This is a genomic window from Cupriavidus sp. FW305-27, from assembly GCF_058787995.1.
Genome location: NZ_JBYTAG010000015.1, coordinates 55,735 through 70,128 on the forward strand (window position 1 = coordinate 55,735; position 14,394 = coordinate 70,128).

Here is a 14,394-nt window from a genome sequence, read left to right on the forward strand (position 1 = left end):
GCGGCCACCGGAGCCAGCCCGCGCGGCGCGTGGCGAATAAAGACCGCGAGGTCGGGGCGGCGGCGGCCGGAGGGGGGCTGCATTTTGCTACAATCGCCGCCATGAGTTATCAAGTTCTAGCGCGCAAATGGCGCCCCAGGGATTTCACCACGCTGGTCGGCCAGGAGCACGTGGTCCGCGCGCTCACGCACGCGCTGGAACAGCAGCGGCTGCACCATGCCTACCTGTTCACCGGCACGCGCGGGGTCGGCAAGACCACGCTGTCGCGGATCCTGGCCAAGGCCCTGAACTGCACCGGCCCTGACGGCAACGGCGGCATCACCGCCCAGCCGTGCGGGCAGTGCAAGGCCTGCCAGGAGATCGACAGCGGCCGCTTCGTCGACTACATCGAGATGGACGCCGCCTCCAACCGCGGCGTCGACGAGATGGCGCAGCTGCTGGACAAGGCGGTCTACGCCCCGACCTCCGGGCGCTTCAAGGTCTACATGATCGACGAAGTGCATATGCTCACCAACCACGCCTTCAACGCCATGCTGAAGACGCTGGAAGAGCCGCCCGGGCACGTCAAGTTCATTCTCGCCACCACCGATCCGCAGAAGATTCCGGTCACGGTGCTGTCGCGCTGCCTGCAGTTCAACCTCAAGCAGATGCCGCCGGGGCATATCGTCTCGCACCTGGACCATATTCTGGCGCAGGAAGGCATCGGCCACGACGGCAATGCGCTGCGCCTGCTGGCCCAGGCCGCGCACGGCTCGATGCGCGATGCGCTGTCGCTGACCGACCAGGCCATCGCCTACAGCGCGGGCCAGGTCTCGGAAGACGCGGTGCGCGGCATGCTGGGCGCGATCGACCAGGGCTACCTGGTGCAGTTGCTCGATGCGCTGGCCGCCGAGGACGGCGCCGCCATGCTGGCGATTGCCGATGCCATGGCCGACCGCAGCCTGTCGTTTGCCGGCGCGCTGCAGGACCTGGGCTCGCTGCTGCACAAGGTGGCGCTGGCGCAGGCCGTGCCGGCCTCGGTGCAGGACGAATGGCCCGAAGCCGATGAGGTGCGGCGCCTGGCCGGGGTGTTCGACGCGCAGGAAGTGCAGCTGTTCTACCAGATCGCCAACCTCGGCCGCAGCGAGCTGGCGCTCGCGCCGGACGAGTACGCCGGCTTCACCATGACGCTGCTGCGCATGCTGGCGTTCCGGCCGTCGTCTGAACCCACTACGGCGCAAGGGCAGGGCGGTGGTGCCGCGCCTGCGCGCCAGCGTGGTGCCGAAGCCGCGCAAACCGTTGATACCCGCCATGCGACGGCTGTGGCCAATGCCGCCGAACAGGCCAAGGCCGGTGCTGCGGCGGCCCCGGTCCCTGCCCCTATGCCCGCACGGGCGGTCCAGCCCGTGGCAGTGGCTGAACCCGCTGCCGCACCTGCCGCTGTCCCTGCATCCCCTGAAGCTGCGCCGGCACGGCCGGCCGCTGGCGCCGGCAACGGGGCCATGTCGCCCGCCGCCGCCGCGCTGGCGGCCGCCCGCCAGGCTTCCGCTGCCCGTGGGGGCGGCCGCAAGGCGCCGCCGCCGGCCATGGCGCCAGCGCCGGCTGCCGCGCAGCGCCCGCCGGCCCAACCCTTGCGCGCGCCCGGCGCGGCAGCCGTGAGTCGGCCGCCGGCACCGGTTGCGAAGGCGCCCATGCAGTCGCCGGCAGCGCCGGCACGGCCCGCCGCGCGCCAGGCGGAGCCGGAATCCGTGCCGCCCTGGGAGCTGGCGGGTGGCAGCGATGTGCCGCCGTGGGAAGAGCTGCCGCCTGACCTGCCGGTCATCGGCCCCTATGACAGCGATCCTGGCTACCGCGACAACGGTTTCAACGAACCGGCAGCGCGTGCCGCCGGGCCGCGCCGGGCGCCCGCGCGCGAGGCCGAGCCGGCGCGCGAGACCGCTCCGGTGCAGCCAGCCGCGGCGCCGGCAGAGTCCGCCAAGTTCGTCGCCCCGCGCCCGCCAGCAGCGGGCGAGGATGGCACCCCGCCGGCCTTCACCGGCGAATGGCCGGTGCTGGCCGCCGGCCTGCCCTTGAAGGGCCTGGCGCAGCAGCTGGCCTACCAGAGCGAACTGACCCAGGTGGTCGGACGTACCTTCCACCTGCGCATCCCGGTCGCGGCCCTGGGCGAGAACGGCGTGTCCGAGCGGCTGCAGCAGGCGCTGTGCGACCACTTCGGCGAGCCGGTGCGCGTGGTCTGCGAAGTCGGCGGGGTTTCCATCACGGCCGCGGCCGCCGATGCCGAGGCGCGCGCCGAGCGCCAGCGCCAAGCCGAGGCCGTGATCGAGGCCGATCCCTTTGTCCAGGGCCTGCTGCGCGATTTTGGCGGCCAGATCGTGCCGGGCTCGATCCAGCCGCGCGCCGCCTGATCCGCGGCCTGCGTTTGCTTTACCGAACTTACTTCACCGAATTTCTTACCGAATCCAGGAGCATTCCATCATGATGAAAGGTCAACTCGCCGGGCTGATGAAGCAAGCCCAGCAGATGCAGGAAAACATGAAGAAGATGCAGGAGCAGCTGGCCCAGATCGAGGTCGAGGGCCAGTCCGGCGCCGGTCTCGTCAAGGTGGTCATGACCTGCAAGAACGACGTCAAGCGCGTCACCATCGACCCCAGCCTGCTGGCCGAGGGCGAAGACAAGGACCTGCTGGAAGACCTGGTCGCCGCCGCCTTCAATGACGCCGTGCGCAAGGCCGAAGCCACCTCGCAGGAAAAGATGGGCTCGATGACCTCGGGCCTGCCGCTGCCCCCGGGCTTCAAGCTGCCGTTCTGAACGCCACTGTGAAGGCATCGTCCCCGACCTCGCTGCAGGCACTGGTCGAAGCGCTGCGGGTGCTGCCCGGCGTCGGGCCCAAGTCCGCCCAGCGCATGGCCTACCACCTGCTGCAGCACGACCGCGAGGGCGCGCGCAAGCTGGGCGATGCGCTGCGCGGCGCGGCGGACCATATCCGCCATTGCCAGCGCTGCAATACCTTCACCGAGCAGGAGATCTGCGAGACCTGCCTGGACGACCGCCGCGACGCCTCGGTGCTGTGCGTGGTGGAAACCCCGGCCGACCAGGTCATGATCGAGCAGACCCTGACCTACCGCGGCAAGTACTTCGTGCTGATGGGCCGGCTCTCGCCGCTGGACGGCATCGGCCCGCGCGAGATCCATCTTGACCGGCTGCTCGCGCGCGCCACCGAGCCCGAGCTGGGCGGCCCGGTCGGCGAAGTCATCGTCGCCACCAACTTCACCAGCGAAGGCGAGGCCACCGCGCACTACATCGGCGAAATGCTCAAGGCGCGCGGCCTCAAGGTGTCGCGCCTGGCGCGCGGCGTGCCGGTGGGCGGCGAGCTGGAGTACGTCGATGCCGGCACCATCGCGCGTGCGGTGATGGACCGCCGCAACCTCTGAGCACGATCGCGCGGGGCCGATTGCCCGCGCGCCGGTCACCGCGTTCTTCCGCCTTCTTCAGTCGCCTGCCTCTCCCATGAACCTGGCCCGCTTCGATCTCGTCACGCTTGGCTTGTTCGTCGCCGTGGCCCGGCAGGGCAGCATCTCGGCCGGCGCGCGCCAGTCGCACCTGGCCGTGGCCGCCGCCAGCAAGCGCATCTCCGACCTGGAAACCGCGGTCGGCGCGCCGCTGTTCTTCCGCCATGCCGCCGGCGTGCAGCTGACCGAGGCCGGCCAGGCCTGCTTCCACCATGCGCTGACCATCCTGCAGGACGTCGAACGCATGGCCGGCGTGATGTCGGACTACGCCTCGGGCGTGCGCGGGCAGGTGCGGGTGTGCGCCAACACCTCGGCGATCACGCAGTTCCTGCCCGACGACCTGGCGTCGTTCATGCAGCGTCATCCCACCATCCGCATCGAGCTGGAAGAGCAGAACAGCCGCGATATCGTCGCCGCGCTGGTCGAGAACCGCGCCGACGTGGGCATCTTTGCCGACCGCACCCCCGCGGCCGGGCTGATGACGATCGAGTACCGGCAGGACGAGCTGGTCATCATCACGCCGCCCAACCATCCGCTGGCCGCGCGCGGCCCGGTGCACTATGCCGATACGCTGGAATTCGACTTCGTCAGCCTGCCGCAGGAAACCTCGCTGGCCGCGCGCCTGCTCGAGGAGAGCAGCCGGCTCGACCGGCCGTTCCGGCTGCGCATCCAGGTGCGCAGCTTCGATGCCATGTGCCGCATGGTGATGGCCGGTCTGGGCGTGGGCGTGCTGCCGCGCATCGCTGCCGAGCCGCACGTCAAGTCGATGGGGCTGTCGCTGGTGTCGCTGCAAGACGCCTGGGCGCGCCGCTCGCTGCTGATCGGGCTGCGCGACCCGGCCGGGCTGACAGTCTCGGCCCGTCTGCTGATCACCCACCTGTGCGGGGACCGGGCGCCGTTCTGACGCGCCCGCGCTGAGCGGCTCCGCAGCCTTTCGCGTTCCGAGAAAGCCCGCTTCTCCGATTGCCGATTCCTGGCAGGCCCCCTGCTGGGGCACACTCCGTTCGAACGCAATGTATGACAAGCCAGTCATTGGGCTTGCCGCACTGCAACAAGACACCGCATCGCACGGAGACACCCCATGGCGCAACAGATCCTCGAGGGCATTCGCGTCCTCGAACTCGGACAACTCATCGCCGGCCCCTTTGCCGCCAAGACCCTGGCCGACTTTGGCGCCCACATCATCAAGGTGGAGCCGCCGGGGCAGGGCGACCCGCTGCGCAAATGGCGCATGCTGCATGAAGGCACCTCGGTCTGGTGGGAGGCGCAGTCGCGCAACAAGGAGTCGATCTGCATCGACCTGCGCCAGCCGGAAGGCCAGGCACTGGTGCGCAAGCTGGCCGCCGAGGCCGACGTGCTGATCGAGAACTTCCGCCCCGGCACCATGGAGAAGTGGGGCCTGGGCTGGGACGTGCTGCATGCCGACAACCCGCGCCTGATCATGCTGCGCGTGTCGGGCTATGGCCAGACCGGGCCGAAGAAGGATGAGCCCGGCTTTGCCGCGGTGGCCGAAGCCATGGCCGGCCTGCGCCACCTGACCGGCGAGCCCGGCCGCGCGCCGGTGCGCGCCGGCCTGTCGCTGGGCGACACCATCGCCGGCCTGCACGGCGCCATGGGCGTGCTGCTGGCGCTGTACCAGCGCGACGCGCGCGGCGGCGAAGGCCAGGTCATCGACGTGGCGCTGTACGAGTCGCTGTTCAACCTGAGCGAAAGTCTGCTGCCGGAATACTCGGCTTTTGGCGCGGTGCGGCAGCCCGCCGGCGGCGCGCTGCCGGGGATCGCGCCGTCCAACGCGTACCCCTGTGCCAGCGGCGAATACGTGCTGGTGGCGGCCAATGGCGACGCCATCTTCAAGCGCATGATGCTGGCCATCGGCCGGCCCGACCTGGCCGACGATCCGTCGCTGGCGCAGAACGATGGCCGCGTGAAGCGCGTCGACGAGATCGATGCCGCCATCGCCGACTGGACCCGCACGCAGACGGTGGACTCGGCGCTGGCCCTGCTGCGCGACGCGCAGGTGCCGTCGGGCCGCATCTATACCGTCAAGGACATTGCCGAAGACCCGCACTACCGCGCCCGCGGCGTGATCGAGTCGGTGACCTCGGCCGGCGGACTCACGGTGGAAGTGCCGGGCGTGGTGCCCAAGCTGTCGGCCAGCCCCGGCGAGATCCATGACCGCGCGCCGACGCTCGGCGAGCATACCGATACGGTGCTGAAGCAGGCAGGCTTCGACGACGCCGCCATCGCCGACCTGCGTGCGCGCAAGGTGATCGCATGAGCGCCGCCACCAAACTGAGCGGTCCCGCCCGCGTCGAGATCAACGAAGTCGCGCCGCGCGACGGCCTGCAGATCGAGCCGGTGGTGGTGCCGACCGATGCCAAGGTCGCCTTTCTCGACGCGCTGTCGGCCTGCGGCTTTGCCCGCATCGAAGCCACCTCGTTCACCTCGGCCCGCGCCATCCCGGCGCTGGCCGACGCCGAGGCACTGATGCACCGCATGCGGCGCCACCCGGGCGTTCGCTACACCGCGCTGGTGCCCAATCTGCGCGGGCTGGAGCGTGCGCTGTCGTGCCGGCCGGACGAGGTCAACCTGGTGATGTCGGCCAGCGAGACCCACAACCGCGCCAACCTGCGCATGACGCGCGAGCAGTCGCAAGCGCAATTGCTGGCGATGATCGAGGCGGCGCGCGGCGCCGGAGTGCCGGTCAATATTTCGCTGTCGACCGTGTTCGGCTGTCCCTTCGAGGGCGAGGTCGACAGCGCCGCGGTGATGGCACTGGCCACCCGCTTCGCCGAGGCCGGCGCGGACGGCATCACGCTGTGCGACACCACCGGCATGGCCTATCCGGACCAGGTCGCGGCGCTGTGCGAGGCCTTCCAGGCCGCGCTGCCCGATACCGGCCTGACCATCCACCTGCACAACACCCGCGGCATGGGCCTGGCCAATGCCCTGGCTGCCTGGCAGACCGGCGTGACGCGCTTCGACGCGGCCGCCGGCGGCCTGGGTGGCTGCCCTTACGCCCCCGGTGCCAGTGGCAACGTCAGCACCGAAGACCTGGTCCACATGTTCGACTGCATGGGCGTCAAGACCGGCGTCGACCTGGGCGCGCTGCTCGAGGTGGTGGCCGGCATGCCGGCGCTGGTCGGGCGCGACCTCCACAGCCAGCTGCTGAGCGCCGGCCCGCGCCTGCGCACGCACCAGCCGCCGGCCTGGATGGCGGAGCATTTCGCCGGGCAGGCATAGCCGGCACCCAGACAAGAACAACACATCCAACAGATAACGGAGACCCTCATGAAGCAAGCCCTTCAACGCAAGTCCGCCATGCTCGCACGGCGCAAGGCCGTAGCCGCCACGCTGGCGGCACTCGGTGCGGCATGGTTCGCGCCCGTCGCCCTGGCGCAGGACGGTACCTATCCCGCCCGTCCGGTGACGCTGGTGGTATCGGCCGCGGCCGGTGGCACCACCGACATCGCGGCGCGCATGATTGCGGAACCGCTGTCCAAGGCGCTCGGCCAGCCGGTGGTGGTGGACAACCGTCCCGGCGGCAACGGCAGCATCGCCGCGCAACTGGTGGCGCGGGCCAAGCCGGACGGCTACACGCTGATGCTGCAGTACTCGGGCTTCCACGTGATCACGCCGCTGCTGGTCAAGAACCTGTCGTGGGACCCGGTCAAGGACTTTGCGCCGGTGGCCAACATCCTGTCGGCGCCGCAGGTGCTGGTGGTGCGCCCGAGCCTGCCGGTCAAGTCGCTGAAGGAACTGGTGGCCTACGCCAAGGCCAATCCGGACAAGCTCAACTACGCCTCGTCGGGCAACGGCTCGCTGCAGCACGTCTCGACCGAGCTGCTGAACCAGATGGCCGGCACGAAAATCACGCACGTGCCCTACAAGGGTACCGGTCCGGCCATGACCGACCTGCTGGGCGGCTCGGTGGACCTGACCATCACCACGCCGCCGCCGCTGATGGCCCATATCGCCGCCGGCAAGCTGCGTCCGCTGGTGGTGACCAGCAAGACCCGCCTGCCCAGCCTGAAGGACGTGCCGTCGGCGCCCGAGGCCGGCTACCCCGACCTGGACGTGTCGTCGTGGTTCGCGATGTACGCACCGGCAGGCACGCCCAAGCCGGTGATCGACAAGCTGACTGGCGAAATCGACAAGATCATGCGCACCGAAGCCTTCCGCAAGAAGGCCGAGGACCTGGGCGCCGAGGCCAAGTACATGAACCCGCAGCAGCTGGGTCAGTACCAGAAGGCGGAACTCGCGCGCTGGGGCAAGGTGATCAAGTCCGCCGACATCCACGCGGAATGATGGCGCGGGCTGCGGCAAGGTGATCGAAAGGTAAGGGCGTTATGCTGGCGGGTTTGCTAGGTGTTGATACCGATGCGGTGCATCGCACCGTCCGGTAGCATCGCAATTTGCCGCACCGCGGCGCGCCCCCTTCGAGCGCATGTCGCCGCAGCGCCAGTCCACACGGGTAGGAGATCTCGCATGTATAACAAGAAATTCTGGAAGCAATTCCTGATCGCGCTGGCGCTGTTCCTGGCCGGCTGGTTCACCTTCGGCCAGGCGCAGGCACAGGGCAAGCCCGAGAAGACCAAGGTCACCATCGCGGTGGGCGGCAAGAACCTGTTCTATTACCTGCCGCTGACCATTGCCGAGCGCCTCGGCTACTTCAAGGAAGAAGGGCTGGACGTCGAGATCGTCGACTTCGCCGGCGGTGCCAAGGCGCTGCAGGCCGTGGTGGGCGGCAGCGCCGACGTGGTCTCGGGCGCCTACGAGCACACCATCAACCTGCAGGCCAAGGGCCAGCGCTACCAGGAATTCGTGCTGCAGGGCCGCGCCCCGCAGATCGTGCTGGTGGTGTCGAACAAGACCATGCCCAACTTCAAGTCGATCGCCGACCTGAAGGGCAAGAAGATCGGCGTGACCGCGCCGGGTTCGTCGACCAACATGATGGCCAACTTCGTGCTGGCCAAGTCCGGGCTGAAGCCTTCGGACGTGTCGTTCATCGGCGTGGGCGCCAGCGCCGGTGCGGTGGCAGCGATGCGCTCGGGCCAGATCGATGCGATGGCCAACCTGGACCCGGTGATCTCGATGCTGACGCAGAAGAACGAAGTGCGCATCGCCTCGGACACCCGCACGCTCAAGGACACCCAGGCCGTGTTCGGCGGCAACATGCCGTCGGGCTGCCTGTATGCGTCGCAGGCGTTTATCCAGCAGAACCCCAACACCACGCAGGCGCTGACCAATGCCATGGTGCGCGCGCTCAAGTGGCTGCAGAAGGCGGGCCCGTCGGACATCGTCAAGACTGTGCCGGAAAGCTACCTGCTGGGTGACCGCGCGCTGTACCTGGCCGCGTGGGAAAAGGTCAAGGAAGCGATCTCGCCGGACGGCACCATGCCGGCCGACGGCCCGCGCACCGCGTTCAACGCGCTGAGCCAGTTCGACGCCGAGCTCAAGGGCAAGCCGGTCAAGCTGGAAGAGACCTACACCAACGCCTTCGTGCAGAAGGCCAACGCCAAGTACAAGTAAGACCCTCGCCGTCGATGCCATCGGCCCGCTGTCCGCAGCGGGCCTTTGCTTTGAATCCTTGACGGCCAATCCATCATCACCCGCCCGCGCCGCGCCCCCCGGCGCCGCCACGGCGGGACCGAGACGGTTCACCATGAGCACTCCCGCACTTTCCCTCGACAAGGTCACCTGCACTTTTGTCTCGCGCGATGACCGCAGCCAGCGCTATACCGCGGTCCAGGACGTCACGCTGTCGATCCAGCCCGGCGAATTCGTCTCCGTGGTCGGCCCCACCGGCTGCGGCAAATCCACGCTGCTCAACGTCGGCGCCGGCCTGCTGGAACCCTCCAGCGGCGAGATTCGCGTGTTCGGCGAGCCCCTGCGCGGCATCAACCGCCGCGCCGGCTATATGTTCCAGACCGAGGCGCTGATGCCCTGGCGCAGCGCGCTGGACAACGTCGTCGCCGGCCTGGAGTTCCGCGGCGTGGCGCGCGCCGAGGCCGTGCAGCAGGGCGAGGAATGGCTGCGCCGCGTGGGCCTGGGCGGCTTTGGCGACCGCTATCCGCACCAGCTCTCGGGCGGCATGCGCAAGCGTGTTGCGCTGGCGCAGACGCTGGTGCTGGACCCGGACATCATCCTGATGGACGAACCGTTCTCGGCGCTGGATATCCAGACCCGCCAGCTGATGGAGAACGAGGTGCTGGAGCTGTGGGCCGCCAAGCGCAAGGCCGTGCTCTTCATCACCCACGACCTGGACGAGGCCATTGCCATGAGCGACCGTGTGGTGGTGCTGTCGGCCGGCCCCGGCACACACCCGATCGGCGAGTTCGAGATCGACCTGCCGCGCCCGCGCGACGTGGCCGAGATCCGCAACCATCCGCGTTTTGTCGAGCTGCACGCCGCGATCTGGGACGTGCTGCGCGAGGAAGTGCTCAAGGGCTACGCCCAGCAGCGCAAGGTGGCGTGAGCCCTCCAACCTAACAAGACCTGAATCCCGATGGCATTCCGTACTGATTCCAAGGGCATGTTGCGCGTCTGGCAGCTGCTCGTCCTGGTGGTGATCCTCGGCGTGTGGCATATGGCCACGCGCTCGCAGCAGGTTGCCTTTTTCTTCGGCGAACCGCTGATGGTGGCGCAGCGCATCTGGAGCTGGTTTATCGTCGAGCGCGATATCTACCTGCACCTGGGCGTGACGCTGATCGAAACCGTGCTGGCCTTCGGCATCGGCACGGTGGCGGGGCTGGGCGTGGGCCTGTGGCTGGCGCTGAGCCCGATGACCTCGGCCATCCTCGACCCCTACGTCAAGGCCATGAACTCGATGCCGCGCGTGATCCTGGCACCGATCTTCGCGGTCTGGTTCGGCCTGGGCATCTGGTCGAAGGTGGCGCTGGCGGTGACGCTGGTGTTCTTCATCGTCTTCTTCAACGTCTACCAGGGCGTCAAGGAAGTGAGCCCGGTGGTGCTGGCCAACGCGCGCATGCTGGGCGCCAACCAGAAGCAGCTGCTGCGCCATGTCTACCTGCCCAGCGCCACCAGCTGGGTGTTCTCGTCGCTGCATACCTCGGTGGGCCTGGCCTTCGTGGGCGCGGTGGTGGGCGAATACCTGGGCTCGGCGCGCGGCGTGGGCTACCTGATCCTGCAGGCCGAAGGCACCTTCGACATCAATACCGTGTTTGCCGGCATCGTGGTGCTGACGGCGTTTGCGCTGGTGCTGGACTGGATGGTCGGCATGGGTGAGAAGCGGCTGATGAAGTGGCAGCCGAAGAGCGGGGAGACGGAGAAGCTTTGATGCAGGACTTGCCGGTAAGCGTTGCTGGCCGGCGGTTTGCCCCCTCTCCCGCTTGCGGGAGAGGGGGCGCCCAAGCGGTCAAGAGCAAGTCTCGGGTTTGTGGCCGGCAGCGCTGAAGTTTACAGACACCGTTAGCCCGCCTCCGGGCGTATCCGCAAGCTCCACCGCTGCACCATGCAGCCGCGCGATCTCGCGCACGATCGACAGCCCCAGCCCGGTCCCTTCCACGGACTGTCCGCTCTCGCCGCGATAGAAGCGCCGGAACACCGCATCGCGCTCTGCCGGAGCAATGCCGGGGCCGTTGTCGATCACCTGCAGCCGCGGCACGCCGCCGTGCAGCGCCACGCGCACCGTGACCACCGCACCGCGCCCCGCATAGCGGATCGCGTTGTCGATCAGATTGCCCGTCAGCTCCTGCAGCAGCTCCGCCTGCCCGGCGACCTCCACCGACCCTTCCTGCTCGAAGCCCAGGTCGACCTCGCTGCCACGCGCCACCGGCGCCCAGTCCAGTGCCACGCCTTGCGCCAGCGCATCGAGCCGCAGCGGCCCGAGCGTGGGCATATAGCCCGCATCAGGCTCCAGCCGCGACAGCGACAGCAGCTGCTGTACCCCCTTGGAGGCATGGCGCACGGTGCCGTGCAGCAGCCGCATATGCTCGCGCACGCGTTCAGCGTCGCGCTCGCGCAGCGCCAGCTCGGACTGCGCCTGGATGATCGCCAGCGGCGTCTTGAGCTGGTGCGCAGCATCGGCAAAGAAGCGCTTGCGCGCCTGCACCATGCCGTGGAGCCGGTCCATGTACTGGTTCAGCGCCTGCACCAGCGGCTTCATCTCGGCGGGCAGGTCCTTCTGCTCGATCGGGTCGAGCTGCGTGCCGCGTCGCGCCACCGTGTCGGAGAGCCGGTTCAGCGGCCGCAGCCCGCGCCGCACGCCGAGCCAGACGATGCCCAGCGCCAGCGTCACCAGCATCAGCTCCTGCAGCAGCGAGCCGATCAGGATGTCGCGCGCCAGCAGCTGGCGCGGCTCGATGGTTTCGCCCACCAGCACCCACACCAGGCGCGTGCGTGCCGAGCCCACGTCGTGCACCGGCAGCGCCTGGGCCGCCATGCGCAGCGGGTGCTCGCGGAAGACAGTGTCGTAGAACTCGGTGCGGTACAGCCGCAGCGGCGCCTCGGCCGGCATCGGCAGGTCGTCGTAGCCGGTCACGGTTGCGCCGTCCTCGTCGCGGATGCGGTAGAAGATGCGCGGGCCGGCCTGGTCGTCGAAGAGTTCCAGCGCGAGGTTTGGCACGTCGACCTGGAGCCGCCCCTCGCGCAGGCGGATGCCTTCGCGCATTGCGCGCAGCGACGCCTCCAGCGTGCGGTCGAAGGCGATATGCGCGGCAGACATGGCGCGCTCATAGGTCAGCCACGCATCGAAGGCGAGCAGGGCCATCAGCGGCAGCAGCAGCCATAGCGACAGCTGCAGGCGCAGGCTGGGCGCCTGTCGTGGAAGCCTCATGCCGCCGGCCGCGCTTCGAGCAGATAGCCCAGCCCGCGCAGCGTGACGATGGCCACGCCGCTGCCGTCGAGCTTCTTGCGCAGCCGGTGCACGTAGATCTCGATCGCATCCGGGTTGACCGATTCGTCGATGCCGAAGATCTTCTCCGACAGCGCCGCCTTGTTCACCGCGCGCCCATCGCGCAGCAGCAGCACCTCGAGCACGGCGCGTTCGCGCCCGGTCAGCGGCAGCAGCTCGCCGTGCAGCAGGACGGCACGGCTGACGCTGTCGTAGTGCAGCGGGCCGCAGGCGATCTGCGTGCTCTCATGCCCGTGGGCACGGCGGATCAGCGCGCGGGCGCGCGCTTCCAGTTCGGACAGGTCGAAGGGCTTGGCCAGGTAGTCGTCGGCGCCCAGGTCCAGGCCGCGGACGCGGTCTTCGACCGAGCCGTGCGCGGTCAGGATCAGCACCGGCAGCGGGTTGCGGCGCTTGCGCAGGCGGCGCAGCACTTCCAGGCCGTCCAGTCCGGGCAGGCCCAGGTCCAGGATCAGCAGCGCGTAGTCCTGCGTGCTGAGCAGGTTGTCGGCGCTGCGGCCGTCGTGCATGCAGTCGACCGTGAAGCCGGCCTGGCCCAGGGCCTGGCTCAGGGAATTGGCCAGCATCACATTGTCTTCGGCAAGCAGGATACGCATGGGGCAGGGCAGTCAGGCGGCAATACGGAAATCCGGCCGGAACGGCCGAGGCCAGACAGATACAGGGAAGTGCGCCGGCTTAGAAGCTAGGGAAACCCCCAATCCCGCAGCGGCGCCGTGCCCGCGAAAAGCCTGCATTCCGAAAGCGAACTGAAAGTGCGCGTCCCCTACCATCCGGCCGGCTAATGATTCACACAACAAGCACAAGCAAGGAGATAGCATGAAGCGTAGGGCAATGGCATTCGCAGCGATGGGTCTGGCTGCGGCCGGATCGGCATCCGCCCAATCGAGCGTGACCATGTATGGCCTGGTGGACGCCGGCATCGAATATGTCAGCCACGCGGGTCCGGACGGCTCGGCGGTCAAGCTGACCTCGGGCGGCAAGAACACCTCGCGCTGGGGCATCCGCGGCAGCGAAGACCTGGGCGGCGGCCTGAAGGCGATCTTCGCCCTGGAAAGCGGCATCGCCATCGACACCGGCAGGCTGGACACCGACAACACGCTGTTCGATCGCCGTGCCACGGTGGGCCTGGCAAGCCGCTACGGCCAGGTGGTGCTGGGCCGCACCTTTACCACGACCTACGACTTCATGCTGCCGTTCGACCCGATGGGCTACGCGCCGGCCTATTCGTGGGCTACTTCGTCGACCGCCACCGGCGGCCGCAAGGACGGCCTGTTCTCGCGCGCCTCGAACGCGGTCCGCTATGACGGCAGCTTCGGCGGCCTGAAGCTGGGCGCCACCGTGGCCATGGGCGAGGTGGCGGGGGACTTCAAGAGCTCGTCCAAGTACGCGCTGGGGGTGGGCTACAGCGCCGGCAAGTTTGCCGCGGCCGCCACCTGGGACCGCCAGAACGGCGCCGGCCGCAGCACCACGCCGGCCGACAGCACCGACTACATCCAGGGCATCCATGCCGGCGCCAGCTATGACTTCGGCGACCTGAAGCTGTTTGCCGGCTACCGCAACTACAAGCGCACCTTCACCACCGGCGCGGCGACGGACCGCAGCGACATGTACTGGGGCGGCGCCAGCTATGACTTCACGCCGGCCTTCACGCTGTACGGCGCGGTCTACAAGCAGAACATCAAGGGCGGCAACAACGCCGACCCGATCCTGTTCTCGCTGCGCGGCCAGTACGCGCTGTCCAAGCGCACGCTGGCCTACCTGTCAGTGGGCTATGCCGATGCGCGCAACGGGCAGAACGTCAGCGTCTCGCGCGACCTGGTCGGCTTCGCCAACAACCAGACCGGCGTCATGGCCGGCCTGCAGCACCGCTTCTGAGGAAGGGGCGGCCTGAATGGCCTGAATGGCCGGAATGGCCTCATCGGCCTGTTGGGAACTGCCGGCCGCCTGGCGCATGGGTGTGCGCCATCGAGGGCGGCTGGCAGCTTGAGGCGCGTTGCCTCAGCCGGGCGCAGGGCGTAGCCGCACGCCTTGCGC

At 68.8% G+C, this 14,394-nt stretch carries 13 protein-coding genes; 11 read left to right on the top strand and 2 right to left on the bottom strand.

Annotated elements, in window-relative coordinates:
- The first annotated feature begins 101 nt into the window (after nucleotides 1-101).
- From AC3WRI_RS09860 to AC3WRI_RS09905, 10 genes are all read left to right on the top strand, one after another.
- The gene (locus AC3WRI_RS09860) at nucleotides 102-2,384 is read left to right on the top strand and encodes a DNA polymerase III subunit gamma/tau (RefSeq protein ID WP_041687440.1); all 2,283 of its coding nucleotides are present in this window, start codon (nucleotides 102-104) and stop codon (nucleotides 2,382-2,384) included.
- A 70-nt stretch (nucleotides 2,385-2,454) separates the two neighbouring features.
- Entirely contained in the window at nucleotides 2,455-2,787 is a 333-nt protein-coding gene (locus tag AC3WRI_RS09865) for a YbaB/EbfC family nucleoid-associated protein (RefSeq protein WP_010814258.1), read from the top strand.
- 8 nt (nucleotides 2,788-2,795) lie between these two features.
- On the top strand, nucleotides 2,796-3,410 hold the full coding sequence (gene recR, locus AC3WRI_RS09870) for a recombination mediator RecR (protein ID WP_010814257.1): 615 nt from the start codon (nucleotides 2,796-2,798) through the stop codon (nucleotides 3,408-3,410).
- 76 nt (nucleotides 3,411-3,486) lie between these two features.
- Complete coding sequence (locus AC3WRI_RS09875) at nucleotides 3,487-4,392, top strand: LysR family transcriptional regulator (protein ID WP_010814256.1); 906 nt, start codon at nucleotides 3,487-3,489, stop codon at nucleotides 4,390-4,392.
- 177 nt (nucleotides 4,393-4,569) lie between these two features.
- Entirely contained in the window at nucleotides 4,570-5,766 is a 1,197-nt protein-coding gene (locus tag AC3WRI_RS09880) for a CaiB/BaiF CoA transferase family protein (RefSeq protein WP_010814255.1), read from the top strand.
- Entirely contained in the window at nucleotides 5,763-6,731 is a 969-nt protein-coding gene (locus tag AC3WRI_RS09885) for a hydroxymethylglutaryl-CoA lyase (protein WP_010814254.1), read from the top strand. Before AC3WRI_RS09880 ends, AC3WRI_RS09885 begins: the two co-directional genes overlap by 4 nt.
- 48 nt (nucleotides 6,732-6,779) lie before the next feature.
- Nucleotides 6,780-7,796 carry a Bug family tripartite tricarboxylate transporter substrate binding protein gene (locus AC3WRI_RS09890; RefSeq protein ID WP_492293275.1) on the top strand — a complete coding sequence of 339 codons (1,017 nt, stop codon included), beginning with the start codon at nucleotides 6,780-6,782 and terminating at the stop codon, nucleotides 7,794-7,796.
- A 180-nt stretch (nucleotides 7,797-7,976) separates the two neighbouring features.
- Nucleotides 7,977-9,020 carry an ABC transporter substrate-binding protein gene (locus tag AC3WRI_RS09895; protein ID WP_010814252.1) on the top strand — a complete coding sequence of 348 codons (1,044 nt, stop codon included), beginning with the start codon at nucleotides 7,977-7,979 and terminating at the stop codon, nucleotides 9,018-9,020.
- A 133-nt stretch (nucleotides 9,021-9,153) separates the two neighbouring features.
- Nucleotides 9,154-9,966 carry an ABC transporter ATP-binding protein gene (locus AC3WRI_RS09900; RefSeq protein ID WP_010814251.1) on the top strand — a complete coding sequence of 271 codons (813 nt, stop codon included), beginning with the start codon at nucleotides 9,154-9,156 and terminating at the stop codon, nucleotides 9,964-9,966.
- Between the two features lie 30 nt (nucleotides 9,967-9,996).
- Nucleotides 9,997-10,788, top strand: coding sequence for an ABC transporter permease (locus AC3WRI_RS09905; RefSeq protein WP_010814250.1), 792 nt, complete (start codon nucleotides 9,997-9,999; stop codon nucleotides 10,786-10,788).
- A 78-nt stretch (nucleotides 10,789-10,866) separates the two neighbouring features.
- Here AC3WRI_RS09905 and AC3WRI_RS09910 read toward each other — a convergent pair whose 3' ends face one another.
- Together AC3WRI_RS09910 and AC3WRI_RS09915 are read right to left on the bottom strand one after the other, a co-directional pair.
- Nucleotides 10,867-12,285, bottom strand: a complete 1,419-nt coding sequence (locus tag AC3WRI_RS09910) for a sensor histidine kinase (RefSeq protein ID WP_010814249.1) — start codon at nucleotides 12,283-12,285, stop codon at nucleotides 10,867-10,869.
- Nucleotides 12,282-12,956, bottom strand: coding sequence for a response regulator (locus tag AC3WRI_RS09915; RefSeq protein ID WP_439668040.1), 675 nt, complete (start codon nucleotides 12,954-12,956; stop codon nucleotides 12,282-12,284). Before AC3WRI_RS09915 ends, AC3WRI_RS09910 begins: the two co-directional genes overlap by 4 nt.
- A gap of 220 nt (nucleotides 12,957-13,176) precedes the next feature.
- On the opposite strand from AC3WRI_RS09915, the gene AC3WRI_RS09920 reads away from it, so the two are divergent.
- Nucleotides 13,177-14,235: a porin gene (locus AC3WRI_RS09920; protein ID WP_492293277.1), complete on the top strand. Its 1,059-nt coding sequence runs from the start codon at nucleotides 13,177-13,179 to the stop codon at nucleotides 14,233-14,235.
- Nucleotides 14,236-14,394: the final 159 nt, after the last annotated feature.

What these genes read in the sequence shown, in the direction of transcription:
- AC3WRI_RS09915 (WP_439668040.1), bottom strand. Translation starts at nt 12,956, where the DNA reads ATGCGTATCCTGCTTGCCGAAGACAATGTGATGCTGGCCAATTCCCTG.
- AC3WRI_RS09905 (WP_010814250.1), top strand. Translation starts at nt 9,997, where the DNA reads ATGGCATTCCGTACTGATTCCAAGGGCATGTTGCGCGTCTGGCAGCTG.
- AC3WRI_RS09890 (WP_492293275.1), top strand. Translation starts at nt 6,780, where the DNA reads ATGAAGCAAGCCCTTCAACGCAAGTCCGCCATGCTCGCACGGCGCAAG.
- AC3WRI_RS09880 (WP_010814255.1), top strand. Translation starts at nt 4,570, where the DNA reads ATGGCGCAACAGATCCTCGAGGGCATTCGCGTCCTCGAACTCGGACAA.
- AC3WRI_RS09860 (WP_041687440.1), top strand. Translation starts at nt 102, where the DNA reads ATGAGTTATCAAGTTCTAGCGCGCAAATGGCGCCCCAGGGATTTCACC.
- AC3WRI_RS09885 (WP_010814254.1), top strand. Translation starts at nt 5,763, where the DNA reads ATGAGCGCCGCCACCAAACTGAGCGGTCCCGCCCGCGTCGAGATCAAC.
- AC3WRI_RS09920 (WP_492293277.1), top strand. Translation starts at nt 13,177, where the DNA reads ATGAAGCGTAGGGCAATGGCATTCGCAGCGATGGGTCTGGCTGCGGCC.
- AC3WRI_RS09875 (WP_010814256.1), top strand. Translation starts at nt 3,487, where the DNA reads ATGAACCTGGCCCGCTTCGATCTCGTCACGCTTGGCTTGTTCGTCGCC.
- AC3WRI_RS09865 (WP_010814258.1), top strand. Translation starts at nt 2,455, where the DNA reads ATGATGAAAGGTCAACTCGCCGGGCTGATGAAGCAAGCCCAGCAGATG.
- AC3WRI_RS09895 (WP_010814252.1), top strand. Translation starts at nt 7,977, where the DNA reads ATGTATAACAAGAAATTCTGGAAGCAATTCCTGATCGCGCTGGCGCTG.
- AC3WRI_RS09910 (WP_010814249.1), bottom strand. Translation starts at nt 12,285, where the DNA reads ATGAGGCTTCCACGACAGGCGCCCAGCCTGCGCCTGCAGCTGTCGCTA.
- AC3WRI_RS09900 (WP_010814251.1), top strand. Translation starts at nt 9,154, where the DNA reads ATGAGCACTCCCGCACTTTCCCTCGACAAGGTCACCTGCACTTTTGTC.